Source organism: Pseudomonas sp. JV245A, from assembly GCF_032424515.1.
GTDB classification, from domain to species: domain Bacteria; phylum Pseudomonadota; class Gammaproteobacteria; order Pseudomonadales; family Pseudomonadaceae; genus Aquipseudomonas; species Aquipseudomonas protegens.
The window spans coordinates 126,942-143,002 of sequence record NZ_VYKE01000001.1 but is presented as its reverse complement, the minus strand read 5'-3'; the positions used below and the strand labels follow the sequence as shown (position 1 = coordinate 143,002).

13 protein-coding genes are annotated in these 16,061 nt (G+C 61.3%); 5 read left to right on the top strand and 8 right to left on the bottom strand.

Features of this window, described 5'->3' with window-relative positions; translation table 11 throughout:
- Nucleotides 1-50: 50 nt before the first annotated feature.
- From F6S12_RS00690 to F6S12_RS00680, 3 genes are all read right to left on the bottom strand, one after another.
- Nucleotides 51-1,925, bottom strand: coding sequence for an MFS transporter (locus tag F6S12_RS00690; protein WP_315868659.1), 1,875 nt, complete (start codon nucleotides 1,923-1,925; stop codon nucleotides 51-53).
- An 83-nt stretch (nucleotides 1,926-2,008) separates the two neighbouring features.
- Nucleotides 2,009-3,160 (bottom strand): TDT family transporter, encoded by a 1,152-nt coding sequence (locus F6S12_RS00685; protein WP_077934619.1) that lies wholly within the window; start codon nucleotides 3,158-3,160, stop codon nucleotides 2,009-2,011.
- 237 nt (nucleotides 3,161-3,397) lie between these two features.
- Entirely contained in the window at nucleotides 3,398-4,603 is a 1,206-nt protein-coding gene (locus tag F6S12_RS00680; RefSeq protein WP_315868658.1) for an MFS transporter, read from the bottom strand.
- A gap of 92 nt (nucleotides 4,604-4,695) precedes the next feature.
- On the opposite strand from F6S12_RS00680, the gene F6S12_RS00675 reads away from it, so the two are divergent.
- Nucleotides 4,696-5,241 carry a TetR/AcrR family transcriptional regulator gene (locus F6S12_RS00675; RefSeq protein WP_047337532.1) on the top strand — a complete coding sequence of 182 codons (546 nt, stop codon included), beginning with the start codon at nucleotides 4,696-4,698 and terminating at the stop codon, nucleotides 5,239-5,241.
- Nucleotides 5,242-5,374: 133 nt separating this feature from the next.
- Nucleotides 5,375-8,848 (top strand): PAS domain-containing hybrid sensor histidine kinase/response regulator, encoded by a 3,474-nt coding sequence (locus F6S12_RS00670; protein WP_011062677.1) that lies wholly within the window; start codon nucleotides 5,375-5,377, stop codon nucleotides 8,846-8,848.
- A gap of 15 nt (nucleotides 8,849-8,863) precedes the next feature.
- Here F6S12_RS00670 and rmuC read toward each other — a convergent pair whose 3' ends face one another.
- The gene (gene rmuC, locus F6S12_RS00665) at nucleotides 8,864-10,231 is read right to left on the bottom strand and encodes a DNA recombination protein RmuC (RefSeq protein ID WP_162865008.1); all 1,368 of its coding nucleotides are present in this window, start codon (nucleotides 10,229-10,231) and stop codon (nucleotides 8,864-8,866) included.
- Between the two features lie 175 nt (nucleotides 10,232-10,406).
- Complete coding sequence (locus F6S12_RS00660; RefSeq protein WP_011062679.1) at nucleotides 10,407-10,730, bottom strand: sel1 repeat family protein; 324 nt, start codon at nucleotides 10,728-10,730, stop codon at nucleotides 10,407-10,409.
- 876 nt (nucleotides 10,731-11,606) lie between these two features.
- Here F6S12_RS00660 and F6S12_RS00655 point away from each other — a divergent pair.
- From F6S12_RS00655 to F6S12_RS00645, 3 genes are all read left to right on the top strand, one after another.
- A complete protein-coding gene (locus F6S12_RS00655) occupies nucleotides 11,607-11,831 on the top strand; it encodes a hypothetical protein (RefSeq protein ID WP_011062680.1) in 225 nt (74 codons plus the stop codon).
- A 272-nt stretch (nucleotides 11,832-12,103) separates the two neighbouring features.
- Nucleotides 12,104-12,586 carry a hypothetical protein gene (locus F6S12_RS00650; protein ID WP_015636627.1) on the top strand — a complete coding sequence of 161 codons (483 nt, stop codon included), beginning with the start codon at nucleotides 12,104-12,106 and terminating at the stop codon, nucleotides 12,584-12,586.
- 144 nt (nucleotides 12,587-12,730) lie between these two features.
- Entirely contained in the window at nucleotides 12,731-14,011 is a 1,281-nt protein-coding gene (locus F6S12_RS00645) for an OmpP1/FadL family transporter (protein ID WP_125063069.1), read from the top strand.
- 79 nt (nucleotides 14,012-14,090) lie between these two features.
- Here the strand turns inward: F6S12_RS00645 and F6S12_RS00640 are convergent, their stop codons facing one another.
- Genes F6S12_RS00640 through F6S12_RS00630 form a run of 3 tightly spaced genes read right to left on the bottom strand, consistent with a single transcriptional unit; the run spans nucleotide 14,091 to nucleotide 16,019 of the window.
- Complete coding sequence (locus F6S12_RS00640) at nucleotides 14,091-14,642, bottom strand: glutathione peroxidase (RefSeq protein WP_072450680.1); 552 nt, start codon at nucleotides 14,640-14,642, stop codon at nucleotides 14,091-14,093.
- 55 nt (nucleotides 14,643-14,697) lie between these two features.
- Nucleotides 14,698-14,820, bottom strand: coding sequence for a hypothetical protein (locus tag F6S12_RS00635; RefSeq protein ID WP_015636629.1), 123 nt, complete (start codon nucleotides 14,818-14,820; stop codon nucleotides 14,698-14,700).
- Nucleotides 14,817-16,019 (bottom strand): MFS transporter, encoded by a 1,203-nt coding sequence (locus F6S12_RS00630; protein ID WP_047337533.1) that lies wholly within the window; start codon nucleotides 16,017-16,019, stop codon nucleotides 14,817-14,819. The genes F6S12_RS00635 and F6S12_RS00630 overlap by 4 nt, the downstream gene beginning before the upstream one ends.
- Nucleotides 16,020-16,061 lie beyond the last annotated feature (42 nt).

The following is a 16,061-nucleotide window of genomic DNA, read 5'->3' as shown; positions in this document are numbered from 1 at the left end:
GGCAGAAATGAAAACGCCCGCAAATGTGCGGGCGTTTTCGTATCCGGCAGCTAGCGCCGTGGACCCCGCAATTGCGCCACCATGGCCTGCAACTTCGCCGGTTCGGCTGCGTCCACCGCCACCGATGGCCCGGCCACCAGGGTCACTCGCGACCAGAAGCGGTGGAAGAAACCCTTGCTCGGATCGCGACTGAAGAAGCTGCCCCACAAGCCTTGCAGAGCCATGGGAATCACCGGCACCGGGGTTTCCTCGAGAATCCGTGTCAGCCCGCCCTTGAACTCGTTGATCTGGCCATCGGCAGTCAGCTTGCCCTCGGGAAAAATGCACACCAGTTCGCCATCGCGCAGGTACTGGGCAATGCGCTGGAAGGCTTTTTCATAGATCTGCAGGTCTTCATGCCGACCGGCGATGGGAATGGTTCCGGCGGTACGGAAGATGAAGTTCAACACCGGCAGGTTGTAGATCTTGTAGTACATGACGAAGCGAATCGGCCGACGCACCGCACCGCCAATCAGCAAGGCATCGACGAAAGACACGTGGTTGCACACCAGCAGGGCAGCGCCTTCATCAGGGATCAACTCCAGGTTGCGATGCTCAACGCGGTACATGGAATGGCTGAGCAGCCAGATCATGAAACGCATGCTGAACTCGGGCACCACCTTGAAGATGTAGACGTTGACCGCAATGTTGAGCAGCGACACCACCAGGAACAGGTGGGGAATGGTCAGCTGGACCATGCTCAGCATCACGATAGAGACAATCGCCGACACCACCATGAACAGCGCATTGAGAATGTTGTTGGCGGCTATCACCCGGGCCCGCTCGTTTTCCGGGGTACGGGACTGGATCAGGGCATACAGCGGCACTATATAGAAGCCGCCGAAGATCCCCAGGCCAAGGACATCGAACAGCACCCACCAGGCATGGGCAAAACCCAGCACTTCAATCCAGTCATGACCCGTGGCGCTTTCCGGGATACCACCGGAATGCCACCACAGCAGCAGGCCGAACACCGTCAGGCCAAAGGAGCCGAACGGTACCAGGCCGATCTCAACTTTGCGCCCCGACAGCTTCTCGCACAGCATCGAGCCTACGGCAATCCCCACCGAGAACACCGTCAGGATCAGGGTTACCACGGTCTCGTCGCCGTGCATCCATTCCTTGGCATAGGCCGGAATCTGGGTCAGGTAGATGGCGCCGACGAACCAGAACCAGGAGTTGCCGACAATCGAGCGCGACACCGCCGGGGTCTGCCCCAGCCCCAGGCGCAAGGTGGCCCAGGACTGGCTGAAGATATTCCAGTTCAGGCGCATCTCCGGGGTCGCCGCGGCAGCCCGGGGAATGGCGCGGCTGGCCAGGTAGCCCAGTACCGCCACACCGATCATGGCGCTGGAGACTATCGGCGCGTAATGCTCCGAGGACATCATGACCCCAGCGCCGATAGTGCCGGCCAGGATCGCCAGGAACGTGCCCATTTCCACCAGGCCGTTGCCTCCCACCAATTCCTCTTCACGCAAGGCCTGGGGCAGGATCGAATACTTCACCGGGCCGAACAGCGCCGAGTGGGTGCCCATGGCGAACAGGGCCACCAGCATCAGCGACAGGTGATCGAAGGCGAAGCCCACCGCCCCCACCACCATGATCGCGATCTCCCCCAGTTTGATCAGGCGGATCAGCGAGTCCTTGGCGAACTTCTCGCCAAACTGCCCGGCCAGGGCGGAAAACAGGAAGAACGGCAGGATGAACAGCAAGGCACAGAGGTTGACCCAGATCGACCGGTCACCCTCGATGCTCAGCTTGTAGAGAATGGCCAGGATCAGCGACTGCTTGAAGATGTTGTCGTTGAAGGCACCGAGGGATTGCGTGATGAAAAACGGCAGGAACCGCCGCTTGCGAAGCAAGGTGAACTGCGAAGGGTGACTCATCTTCCATGTCCCTGAGTGGCGTGGATACTGTTATTGGAATGTCGAATATCGATCCAGGCCACAACCTTACCTATCTTTGCCGATTATTTCCGTAACCCCGCAATGCACGGCGAGACAAACAGCTCTCCTTTATAAGCCCCCTGCACCGTGCGCTTGGCCACGATCAGCCACATCACCGCCAGCGCCGCCACCAGTACCGCGCCAAACACACTGAAAAAACCCAGGTGCAAGGTGCTGCCCAGTTTAAGGGTGGCCAGCGAATACACGCCCAGAGGAAAGGTAAAGCCCCACCAGCCAAGATTGAAGGGTATGCCTTCGCGCAGGTAACGGCGGGTGATGAGCACGGCCATCAACATCCACCACAGACCGAACCCCCACAGTGTGAGCCCCGCCACCAGGCCCAGGCCGGCGGCAATCTCACCGACGCCGGGCAAGCCATTGGCGGCGAAGATCGCCGGTGCATCGGCGCCCAGCACCAGCATCCCCAAGGCACCGGTGCCGATTGGCCCCAGGGCCAGCCAGCTCGACGCCGCCATGCTTTCATGGGGCAGTTTGTGCAGCGCCATGCGCAACAGCAGGATGGTCAGGATGCTGAACGCCACCGGCAGCGAAAAGGCCCACAGCACGTAGCTGGTGCTGAGCATTACCAACTGCCCGTGGGCATCCAGCAGATGAGGCGCAAGCAGGCCGCCACTGGCCGCCGCCACTTCGGCCGCCACCACCGGCAGCAGCCAGACCGCGGTCATCTGGTCGATGCTGTGTTCCTGGCGGGTGAACATCATGTAGGGAATCAGGATCCCGCAGGCCAGGGACATGGCCACATCCAGCCACCACAGCAGTTGCGCCACCTCCACCACACCATCGCCCCAGCGAGGCATGCCGAACACCAGCAAGCCATTGATGATGGTCGCCAGGCCCATGGGGATGGTGCCGAAGAACATCGAGACCGTGGAGTGCCCGAAAATCCGCCGCGCCTCGTCGAAGAACAGCACCCAGCGCGCGGTATACATCGCGGTAAACAACAGGAACAGGGCGATGGTCAGCCACCAGAAACCCTCTGCCACCTGGTGCAAGCCGGGAACCTCGGCCGGCCACTGGGCCAGCGCCAAAGCCAGAACCCCGGTACCCATGGTGGCGGCGAACCAGTTGGGGGTGAATTGGCGAATGGCTTCGAGGGGATGCGGCAGATGGCTCAATGGCCAGTGGCCGGTTTTAACGCTATTGGGGCATGTCATGGTCGTGTCTCCTGTCCTCCGATGAGGTAGGAAACATGGTAGAACCCAATCGAATATCTATATAACGGGTAATTTCTCTATCTGTTATCTATTTTGCAGATAAACATCTATGCACGGCCCCAGGAGCGATCACCGCAATCGGACCACGCCCGGCGACACGCCCGTACCTGATTGGCGTACAGCACCTCTCCCCTGCGGCTTCCCAGGCACAATCCCGCAGCCCTTGAAGCCTTGGGCTCAAAGCCCCGACGCCCCACACGCCGCCACCGGGCGCTGGCGCATCAGGGCCAGCAGCGCACCGAGGGACAAGAGAACCAGTACCGCACCATAGCCGTCGGTAGTAGCGATCAGGCCGAAGCTGCGGGTCAGGTTGCCAGCCAACAACGCCGGCAGGCAGAAGGCCAGGTAGCTCAGCACATAAAACGCCGACATCAGGCCCGCACGCTCATGAGGCAGGGCCAGTGGCACCACACTGCGCAGCGCACCGAGAAAACCGGCACCAAAGCCGCTGCCCAGCACCAAGGTGCCAAAGAAGAACAACGGCAGGCTGGCGCTATGCACCGCAGCGAGGATCAGCATCACTCCCGTCGCCAGCATCCCGGCGCCCAGGCGCAGCACCCTGTCTGCAGGACGCTGACGCAGGGAAAAGATCATCAGCGCGCCGCTGAGTGTCAGCACCGCCACCAGGCCACCGCCGATCAGGTTCGAGGTGGAGCCGGTCGCCGCACGGACCAGCGAAGGCGCCAGCGACAGATAGAAGCCGCCCACCGCCCACACCGCCACGTCCACCGGCAAGGCCAGCCATAACGCGCGCCGCGCTTGCACCGGCACATGCAGCGTGGGTTTCAGCGAAGCCCAGGCACCGGGTTGCGGGCTGACACTTTCCGGCAAGCGCCAGACATACCCGGCCTGGAGCACGAACACCCCGAGCAGCAGCCAGTAGCTCAATTGCAGTGGCCAGGGCGCAAACTCCACCAACAGGCTGGCCCCCATGGCACCACAGGCCATGCCCAATAGCGGCGCAACGCTATTGACCAACGGCCCCTGCTGACGATCGGTATCCAGCAGGGCCGCCCCCAGTACACTGGTGGCCATGCCGGTGGCAAAGCCTTGTATCACCCGCGCGGCAATCAGCCACTGCACTCCGCTTTCATTGATGAACAGCAACATCGCCAGGATATTGAGCAGCAAGGCGACAAAAATCACCGGTCGCCGCCCCAGGTGATCCGACAGCGACCCTACGGTCAGCAGAGCCGCCAGCAGGCTTATCGCGTAGACCCCGAATATCAGGGTCAGCACCGCCGGGGAAAAGTGCAGGTTTTCCTGATACAGGTGGTACAGCGGGGTCGGTACGCTGGAGGCAGCCAGAAAACTCAACAGGGTAATGGCCAGAAACACCAGACTGCGACGGTTGGACACGCAAGTGTCGATAGCACCGGACATAAGCACGCTCCACTAAAGCTAATATTTTGCTTTTGCGCAGTGTGCTACCCGCCAATGCTTAAAGCAAATTCTTTGTGTTAAGGTGCCGCCCCATGGCTATCAAAGAAGGTCTGCGCCCCGGCGGCCGTAGCGCCCGGGTCCAGGAATCCATTCACACTGCGGTCCGCGAGCTCCTTGAAGAGCAGGATCGCTCGTCCCTCACCGTGCCGCAGATCGCCGCCCGAGCAGGCGTCACTCCGTCGACCATCTACCGGCGCTGGGGCGACCTGTCGGCCCTGCTGGCCGATGTCGCCCTGGAACGAATGCGCCCGGACAGCGAACCGGCCAATACCGGCAGCCTGCGCGGCGACCTGCGGGCCTGGGCCGAACAGTATCTGGACGAAATGAGCTCGGAGCCCGGGCGCAACATGATGCGCGATGTGCAATGCAGCGCGACCCCGGGCTATTGCGTGACCATCCTCAGCGGGCAGTTGCAGTGCATCCTCGAGCGCTATCAGGGCCACACGGAAAACCTGCCGGACATCGACCGCCTGCTGAACCTGCTGGTAGCACCCACAGTGTTTCGCATCCTGTTCTCCGCCACGCCACTGCCGGTTCAGGAACTCCATGAACTGATCGAGATCGCTCTGCAGCCGTAGCCCTTCCCCGCCTCGGCTCAGCCCTGCGACATCAGGCCGCGCTGATACCTTGGTCGACACTGACGCCAATCCAACATCGTGCCAGACTGTCTGGCCGGGCTGAGGTGCCCGGTGTCTTTGTTCCGGAGTTTCCATGTCGTTGTCCAGCGGGCTGATCGCCGCCGTTGCCCTGGCCTATATGGCCATCATGTTCGCCATCGCCTTCTACGGTGACCGCCGCAGCGCGCCACTTCCGCCGCGGGTGCGGGCCTGGGTATACAGCCTGTCGCTGGCGGTCTACTGCACCAGCTGGACCTTCTTTGGCGCGGTGGGCCAGGCGGCCGAGCAGCTCTGGGCCTTCCTGCCGATCTACCTCGGCCCCATCCTGCTGCTGGTGTTCGCCCCCTGGGTGCTGCAGAAGATGGTGATGATCAGCAAGCAGGAGAACATCACCTCGATCGCCGACTTCATTGCTGCCCGCTATGGCAAATCCCAGTCGCTGGCGGTGGTGGTGGCACTCATCTGCCTGGTGGGGGTACTGCCCTACATCGCCCTGCAGCTCAAGGGCATCGTGCTTGGGGTCAACCTGCTGATCGGTGCCGGTGCAGACGCCATGGGCACCCGCGCCCAGGACACGGCGCTGATCGTGTCGCTGATCCTGGCCCTGTTCACCATCGTCTTCGGGACCCGCAACCTCGATGCCACCGAGCACCACCGCGGCATGGTGCTGGCGATTGCCTTCGAATCCCTGGTCAAGCTGTTTGCCTTTCTCGCCGTCGGCGCCTTCGTCACCTTCGGCCTCTATGACGGCTTCGACGACCTGTTCAACCAGGCCATGCTGGCTCCGCGCCTGGAGCAGTACTGGAAGGAAACCATCAACTGGCCGTCGATGGTGGTACAGACCGGGGTGGCGATGATGGCGATCATCTGCCTGCCGCGGCAGTTTCACGTCACCGTGGTGGAAAACATCGAACCCCAGGACCTGCGCCTGGCCAAATGGGTGTTCCCGGCGTACCTGGCCCTCGCCGCGCTGTTCGTGGTGCCCATCGCCCTCGCCGGGCAGATGCTCCTGCCCAGCAGCGTATTGCCGGACTCCTTCGTCATCAGCCTGCCCCTGGCCCAGGCCCACCCCGCCCTGGCTCTGCTGGCATTCATCGGCGGCGCCTCGGCGGCCACCGGCATGGTGATCGTCGCCAGCGTGGCGCTGTCCACCATGGTCTCCAACGACATGCTGCTGCCCTGGCTGTTGCGCCACAAGAATGCCGAGCGGCCGTTCGAAGTATTCCGCCACTGGATGCTCTCGGTGCGCCGGGTGAGCATCGTGGTCATCCTGTTGCTGGCCTACGTCAGCTATCGCCTGCTGGGCTCCACCGCCAGCCTGGCCACCATCGGCCAGATCGCCTTCGCCGCCGTGACCCAACTGGCACCGGCCATGCTCGGCGCGCTGTACTGGAAACAGGCCAACCGCCGCGGTGTATTCGCGGGCCTGGCTGCCGGCACCTTCATCTGGTTCTACACCCTGATCCTGCCCATCGCCGCCCACAGCCTGGGCTGGTCCCTGAGCAGTTTCCCCGGCCTGGCCTGGCTGCACGGCAATCCGCTGAACCTGCCGATCACCCCGCTGACCCAAGGCGTAGTGCTGTCCCTGGCGGGCAACTTCACCCTGTTCGCCTGGGTTTCGGTGCTCTCGCGCACCCGAGTCTCCGAGCACTGGCAGGCCGGACGCTTCATCGGCCAGGAAATCAGCGGCCGCCTCAGCTCCCGCTCGATGCTGGCGGTACAGATCGACGACCTGCTGAAACTGGCCGCGCGTTTTGTCGGTGAGGAACGTGCGCGCCAGAGCTTCATCCGCTTCGCCTATCGTCAGGGCAAAGGCTTCAACCCGAACCAGAATGCCGACGGCGAGTGGATCGCCCATACCGAGCGCCTGCTGGCCGGTGTGCTCGGCGCCTCTTCCACCCGCGCGGTGGTCAAGGCCGCCATTGAAGGCCGGGAGATGCAGCTCGAAGACGTGGTGCGCATCGCCGACGAAGCCTCCGAGGTGCTGCAGTTCAACCGGGCCCTGCTGCAAGGGGCGATTGAAAACATTACCCAGGGCATCAGCGTGGTCGATCAGTCGCTGAAGCTGGTGGCCTGGAACCGCCGCTACCTGGAGCTGTTCAACTACCCCGATGGGCTGATCAGCGTGGGCCGGCCAATTGCCGACATCATTCGTCACAATGCCGAGCGCGGCCTGTGCGGACCTGGCGAGGCGGAAGTCCATGTGGCCCGGCGCCTGCACTGGATGCGCCAGGGTCGAGCTCATACTTCCGAGCGGCTGTTCCCCAATGGCCGGGTCATCGAACTGATCGGCAACCCCATGCCCGGCGGCGGCTTTGTCATGAGCTTCACCGACATCACCCCGTTCCGCGAAGCCGAGCAGGCCCTCACCGAGGCCAATGAAGGGCTGGAACAAAGAGTGGCTGAGCGTACCCACGAACTGTCGCAACTCAACGCAGCACTGACTGAGGCCAAGGGCACGGCGGAAGCGGCCAACCAGTCGAAGACGCGTTTTCTGGCCGCGGTCAGCCACGATCTGATGCAACCGCTGAACGCCGCGCGCCTGTTCTCCGCGGCACTGTCCCACCAGGACGACGGCCTGTCCGCCGAAGCCCAGCAACTGGTGCAGCATCTGGACAGTTCGTTGCGCTCCGCCGAGGACCTGATCAGCGACCTGCTGGACATCTCGCGCCTGGAAAACGGCAAGATCACCCCTGATCGCAAGCCCTTTGCCCTCAACGAACTGTTCGACACCCTGGGAGCCGAATTCAAGGCCCTGGCCCAGGAACAGGGCTTGCAGTTCCGGGTGCGCGGCAGCCATCTGCGCATCGACAGCGACAGCAAGCTGCTACGTCGGGTGCTGCAGAACTTTCTGACCAATGCCTTCCGTTACGCCAAGGGCCCCGTTTTGCTGGGAGTGCGCCGCCGTGGTGAAACGTTGAGCCTGGAAGTCTGGGACCGGGGGCCGGGTATTCCCCAGGACAAACAGCAGGTGATCTTCGAGGAGTTCAAGCGCCTGGACAGCCACCAGACCCGCGCCGAGAAAGGCCTGGGCCTGGGCCTGGCGATTGCCGATGGCCTGTGCCGGGTGCTCGGCCATCCGTTGCAGGTACGTTCCTGGCCCGGCAAAGGCAGCGTATTCAGCGTCAGCGTGCCCCTGGCCCGCAGCAGCGTGGTGGCTCCAGGCAAGGCAGCCGAGCTCAACGGCCAGTCCCTCAATGGCGGGCAAGTGCTCTGCGTCGATAATGAAGACAGCATTCTGATCGGCATGAACAGCCTGCTCACCCGCTGGGGCTGCCAGGTCTGGACCGCCCGCAACCGCGAGGAATGCGCGGCGCTGCTCAAAGAAGGCATCCGCCCGCAACTGGCCCTGGTGGACTACCACCTGGATAACGGCGAGACCGGGACCGAGGTCATGGCCTGGCTGCGCACGCAACTGGGCGAGCCGGTACCGGGGGTCGTGATCAGTGCCGATGGGCGCCCTGAAATGGTCGCCCAGGTCCATGCAGCGGGCCTGGACTATCTGGCCAAGCCGGTGAAACCGGCGGCCTTGCGCGCCCTGCTGAGCCGGCACCTGCCCCTGGGCTGACGGGCCTTTGGCGGATTACTCCGGCAATTCCAGCTCGCGTCCTTCGGCGTCGGTCATGGCCCGCTCCAGCAAGTCCGCCGGCAAGCTCTTGCTGGCCCGGGCGCCAAGCAGCTTGAGCTGCTCGCTACGGCTGACCAGGTTGCCACGCCCTTCAGTCAGCTTGTTACGCGCAGCGGCGTAGGCCTTGTCCAGTTGTTGCAGGCGATTGCCCACTTCATCCAGGTCCTGGATAAACAGCACGAACTTGTCGTACAGCCAGCCCGCGCGCTCAGCGATCTCCCGGGCATTCTGGCTCTGGCGTTCCTGCTTCCACAGGCTGTCGATCACCCGCAAGGTGGCCAGCAACGTGGTTGGGCTGACGATCACGATATGCCGGTCAAAGGCTTCCTGGAACAGATTCGGCTCGGCCTGCAGAGCCGCGGAAAACGCTGCCTCGATGGGCACGAACAGCAGCACGAAATCGAGGCTGTGCAAGCCTTCAAGGCGCTTGTAATCCTTGCCGGCCAGACCTTTGACATGATTGCGCAAGGACAGCACGTGCTGTTTCAGGGCCGCCTGGGCGACCTGCGGATCGTCGCTACCGACGTATTGCTGGTAAGCCGTGAGGCTGACCTTGGAATCCACTACTACCTGCTTGTCACCCGGCAACATGATCAGCACGTCAGGCTGGAAGCGCTCGCCATCCGGGCCCTTGAGGCTGACCTGAGTCTGATACTCGCGGCCCTTTTCCAGGCCGGCGTGCTCCAGCACTCGCTCCAGAATCAGCTCGCCCCAGTTGCCCTGAGTCTTCTGGCCCTTGAGGGCACGGGTCAGGTTGGTGGCCTCATCGCTCAGGCGCAGGTTCAGCTGTTGCAGGCGCTCCAGCTCCTTGGCCAGGGAGAAGCGCTCCCGGGCTTCGGCCTGATAGCTTTCCTCGACCCGCTTCTCGAAGGACTGGATGCGCTCCTTGAGCGGGTCCAGCAACTGCCCAAGGCGCTGCTGGCTGGTCTCGGCGAAACGCTGTTCGCGCTCATCGAAGATCTTCCCCGCCAGTTCGGCGAACTGGGCGCGCAACTCATCCCGCGAGCCTTGCAGATCGGTCAGGCGCTGCTGGTGGCTGTCCTGCTGCTCACGAAGCTCGGCATTCAAGGACGCCGCCAGGGCATCCAGCCGGCGCAATTCGTTTTCTTTGGCGGCCCGTTCCAAGTTCCAGGCGTGGGCGGCATCACGGGCGTTATCGCGCTCGATCTGCAGCAATTCGACCTCGCGGCGCAGGGCTGCCAGGTCCGCCTGCTTCAGAGCATTGGCCTGGCTCAGGTCGCTGACTTCATCGCGGCTGGCATCCAACTGTGCTGCCAACCCCTCCTGGGCCAATTGGGCCGTGGCCAGGCGCTCTTCCAGCAGGCTCAGCTCAGTCTGGCTGGAACTGGCCCGGCGTTGCAGTTGCCAGGCCAGAACCAGTAGCGGCAGCGCCGCTCCCGCCAGGCCAAGCAGCAAGCTGGTCAAGTCCATAGCCATAGCGATTCCTGCCGTAGAAAGAAGAAATGAAGGTTAACCAAGCGTCCGAGTGTTGGACAGCTCAGTCTTCGATCCGGCCCAGCTCCAGTTGCGCACGGCGGTCGCCGGCACGGGCAGCCTGGCGCAACAGGTCATGGCCGATGCGACGATCACGGGCGTTGCCGCATTCGCGGCACATCAACTGGCCCAGGCGACTCTGCGCCGCGACCACGCCTTCCCGGGCCGGCTGCTTGAGCAGGCGTCCAGCAAAATGCTTGACGTTGGGGTTGTGACCAAGGCGCGGGCTGTCCAACAGCCAGAGAGCAACGCGCAGGGAAAACCGCTTGGGTTCGGTAACACTGGCAGGGGTCGCGGTAACAGAAGGTGATACGGAGCGAAACTTCATAAAGCACTGTGGGGCAGATCGGAAGGCGCGCCACTCTACTCCTTTTTTCGCCCGGGTAAAGCCTAAAAGAGCCAGCACGCCCGTCCTAGAGCAAGCGCTTGGGACAATCCACAGAAGCTGTGGATAACTCAGTGGACAACCCCTCCACAACCCTCCCAAAGCCCCATGAGACGGGCCTTGCAGTCAAACTGACGATTTTTTCACCAGTAAAAAAAAGCGATGTTTATCATTGACTTAAATTCTCGAGACAGGCTAAGGGGCGGGCGTTGGGGAAGGTGACAACGGGGTGACACGCTGCGCAACAAGTGTGCACAACCTTGCGCAGATTAACGCCGGTAACGCACTGTTTTCGTACACGCCACAACAGCAACGGTTACACAGCTGATGCTTGAGCCTCTGGCCTCTTCTGAAAGTTTTTTCCTAGCACACTTGCATTATGTCGTTCAACCCAATAGAATCCTCGCCGTTAGTACCAAGCTGAAAGTCAATTCTGGTCGAACAAGTCCCATCGACAGCGTCTCCAACCGAGCACAACGTCGAACACCAAGGACCGACCACCTCGATGGTTTCCAGGTAAAGCTCACCCTATCGCCCTTGATACGAATTCAACGGCAGTGCTCGAGCCATTTACTCTGACCGAACCAACCTGCAAATTGATCAGGATCTCCACCCTGGGCCCCGAACCTTTGCCCTTGCTGTGTTGCCTGCCCTCCTAAGTACCTACCTGCCAGCCCTAGCGCAACCAATCAACGCGCTGCAACTGGCTGCTTTGTTCCAGTCAGGTTCTTCGTTTGACCAATGCTGGTCGACGTTTACTGGAACGTTTTAACGTTGCACGGTTCTTAACCGTGTCATTTGTAGGAACACCTAATAATTATGTCTACTCAAATCCAGACTCAGGATGCCATTCGCACCCTAACCCACGCCTTTGCACCGTTGAACTGCCTGATCATGGCCGCTCGCAAAGGTTGCTTCAGCTTCACCCTGGTCAACGAACATGGGATCGCCCGTCACAGCGAACGCCTGTATCCCGACCAGTATTCCAGCGCCGAACCGCTGCAGGCAGTGATCGAACGTGCGCGCCAGGCCCTGGTTGCCTGATACGCCGAACTGCTGAAAACCCTGAAAAGCCTCGCCTGATCGCGGGGCTTTTTATTGCCTGCAATTCGCCCATTTACCCTACAGAGCAAAGTACCAATCGATATAAGGCTTATAACAAGAGGACGGAAATATTTTAAAAACAGTCCTTTACAGCACAGATATGACACTACACTTCAACTCAAGCGGCCTGAACCGCTTCCGGCAAACCTGATCCTTTTTTGCTGCCAAGCGCCCTTCAGGTTTCGCCGGCCATTTCACGCTTCGAGGGCTTTATGGGTATCGCCGCCAGCGAGTTGTGCCGCTATGTGATCCGCCCGACGCTGATGTACCTGGGCAGCCATAGCAAAACCGCTGAAGTCCTGCTGCTGGGCATTGCCGCCAGCCAATCGGCGCTGGGCTCAGCCCTGCACGATCGTCGTGGCCACGGCCTCTACCGCATCACCGAATTGCGCCATCAAGCCCTCTGGGACCAGTACCTGGCACTGGATCCGGAACGGGCTAGCCTGGTTCGCGGGCTCGCCAGCCAGCATGCGTTCCTCAGCGGGCCGCACCTGGAACTGACCGTCAACCTGCGTTACGCCACCGCCATTGCCTGGTTGCTGGTGGAAGAACAACACACGCCGCTCCCCGCTGCCGACGACCTGCTCGGCATGGCCCGCATCTGGAGGAAGACCTTTCAACCACAAGGACGTTTAAGAGATTTCGCCTGCGCCTGGCAGACCTGCATTGCACCGTTAAACCAGGTCGCCTGCTGACAACGACTTTTGCAAAATCGGAGAAAGAAGCCGATTTTGGTCGGATTGTCCTACAAAACCGCTCTAAATCAACTGTTGCAGCCTATAGCGCCGAGATCGAAATGTTGGTAATTTTCGCCTCGGTGATCACCAGGAGTTCTAATAATGAAAAAAGTAATGCTCAAATCCACCATAAGTCTCGCGGTTGCACTTGCCTCTACCCAGCTTTTCGCCAGCGGTTTTGCTCTTAACGAACAAAGCATCAGCGGCATGGGTACCGGCTTCGCGGGTCGTTCCTCTTCTGCCGAAGATGCCAGCACCGTTTACGGTAACCCTGCCGGCATGTCCCTGCTGCAACGTGACCAGGTAACTGTCGGCGTTGCGGCAATCGATGCCAAGACCAACCTGAAAAACGTCAAGGGCGGCCCACCCGGCGGCACCAGCGACGGCGACATGGTTCCGTTCACCAGCGTTCCTATGGGGTTCTTCGTCAAACAACTGGGCAACGGCTGGGCATTGGGTCTGGGCGCCTATGCACCCTTCGGCCTGGTTACCAACTATGAGTCCACTTCTGCCAGCCGCTATTACGGCGACAAGAGCGTAGTCAAGGTCGTCACCCTGCAACCGACCGTCAGCTATGCCTTCAATGACATGGTGTCGATCGGCTTCGGCCCGACCATCAACCGCCTGAGCGGTGAACTGACTTCCGCGACCCCATTTCCAAACCCTGCGCTCTTCGGCCGCAATGATGGCAGCGTGAAGATCAAAGGTGACGATACCGCCATCGGCTACAACGTCGGCATCATCGTCCAGCCTACCGACACTACTCGCCTGGGCCTGACCTACCACTCGAAGGTCAAGTACAAGCTGGAAGGCCACACCAACATCGCCGGCCCGGGCTTCGGTCCGTTCAATGGCGGCCGTTACGACGCCTCGCTGGACATCACCACTCCGGAAGTCGTCGACTTCTCTGTCACCCAGAAACTGGATGACCAGTGGACCGTCTACGCAGGTAGCACCTGGACTCGCTGGAGCCGCCTGAAAGACATCACCGTGAACAACGAAGGTGTTCCTGCTCTGCTTGGCGGTTCTGCGGGCCCAATCGGCACCATCACCGAGCCACAGAACTGGCACGACACCTGGGCCTCGGCTGTTGGTGTTTCCTACAAGGTCAACAAAGAGTGGGTTCTGCGCAGCGGCCTCTCGGTTGACCAGGCGCCAACCAACAACACCGACCGTTCCGTACGTATCCCTACCGGTGACCGTAAGGCCATCAGCTTCGGTGCCGGCTACAGCCCGACTGAAGACCTGACTCTGGACCTGGCGGTTTCCTACCTGAAGGAAGAGGACGTCAACGTCAACAGAACCGGCAAAGGCAATGCCTACAGCGCTACTTACCAGAACAGCGCATGGGGCTACGGCCTGGGCGCTACCTACAAGTTCTAACGAGCTCTAGGCCGCGCAGTTTCAAACCAATAAAAAACCCGCAGATGCGGGTTTTTTATTGGCTAATGAATAGGCTTTCTCAGGATTTCGACGCCAATGCCTTCTCCACCGCTTCGATGAATTCCGGATTGTCCGGTTTGGTCAGGCTGGAAAAGTTGGCAATCACATTGCCCTGGCGATCCACCACGTATTTATAGAAATTCCACTTCGGCGCGCTACTCTGCTGCGCCAGCACCTTGAACAGGTGCACCGCATCCGCCCCCCGAACCTTCTGTGGCTCGGTCATGGTGAAGGTCACGCCGTAATTGACGTAGCAGACCTTGGCAGTCTCCGCGCCATCCTTGGACTCTTGCTTGAAGTCATTGGAGGGCACGCCCACCACTTCCAGCCCTTGATCCTTGTAACGCTGGTACAGCGCCTCAAGGCCTTTGAATTGCGGAGCAAACCCGCAGAAGCTCGCCGTATTGACCACCACCAGCGGCTTGCCGGCAAAGCGCTGGCACAAGTCGATGGATTCCTTGGCGTGCAATTTGGGCAAGGAACCCTGCAACAGGGGCGGACAGTCCACCGCCCATGCCGAGCCGGCCAAGGTCGCGAGTAAAGCTGGAACCGCAAACCAGCGCATAGCCATGTCCAGAATCCTTGTCAAAGTGTCGGGCTACGACGTTACTCGCCCCCTCGCTCCCCTAGCAAGCGCCCATGCCCAGCTGCATCAGCGCCAGGCCGCCCCGGTGCCAGCCCCACCAGGCCAGCAGCAACAATAGAATGCCGAGGCCCAGGCCGGCACCGCGCAGCAGCCAGCGGTTCATGCCGCGCTGGCCTGCAAACGCGCCACCGGCCGCTCGCGCACCGGCCAGTTCAGTGCCGCCGCCAACAGACTAAGGAGAATCGCCACCTGCCAGATCAAGTCGTAGCTCCCGGTACGGTCATACACCACGCCCCCCAGCCAACCACCAAGGAAAGACCCCAATTGGTGGAACAGGAACACAATGCCGCCGAGCATGGACAGGTTGCGCACGCCAAACAAGGTGGCCACGGTGCCGTTGGTCAAAGGCACGGTGGACAGCCAGAGAAAGCCCATGGCCATGCCGAACAGATAGGCGCTGGTCTGAGTCACCGGCAACCACAGGAACAGCCCGATCACCACCGCCCGTAGCAGATACAGGCCCGTCAGCAGGCGCGGCTTGGACATCCGCCCACCCAGCCAGCCGGCGGTATAGGTACCAAAGATATTGAACAGGCCAATCAGGGCCAGCACCGTGGTGCCCACGGTCGCCGGCAAGTGCTGGTCCACCAGATACGCCGGCAAGTGCACGCCGATGAACACCACCTGGAAGCCACAGACGAAAAAGCCGAATGCCAACAGCCAGAACCCTGAATGGGAACAGGCTTCACGCAAGGCCTCCATGAGGCTCTGCTCATGCCCCAGCGCCGGCAGCGGTTTGTCCTTGAGCATGCTCACCAATGGCACGATCAAGGCCACCAGCAAGCCCAGCACCAGCAGCGCCGTAGACCAGCCCAGCCAGCCGATCAGCCCCAGGGTTCCGGGGAGCATGGCAAATTGGCCGAAGGAACCTGCCGCACTGGCAATCCCCATGCCCATGCTGCGTTTTTCCGGCGGCAAGGCGCGGCCGACAACACCGAGAATTACCGAGAAGGACGTACCCGACAGACCTATGCCGATCAGCAGCCCGGCACTCAGGGACAGGGTCAGGGCCGAATCCGACAGCCCCATGAACACCAGCCCGACCGCGTACAGCACGCCACCCACCAGTACCACTTTCGCCGCACCAAAACGATCGGCCAAGGCTCCGGTAAAAGGCTGGGCCAGCCCCCAGATCAGGTTCTGCAGGGCAATGGCGAAGGCGAAGACTTCGCGCCCCCAGCCAAACTGCGCGCTCATGGGCGGCAGGAACAGGCCGAAGCCATGCCGGATCCCCAGCGACAAGGCCAGGATCAATGCGCTGCCGAGAAGCACCCAGCCGCTGGTACGCCACATCGATGACATTTTTATTCTCCAGTTACGGGTATATACCCGCTTATAGTCGAA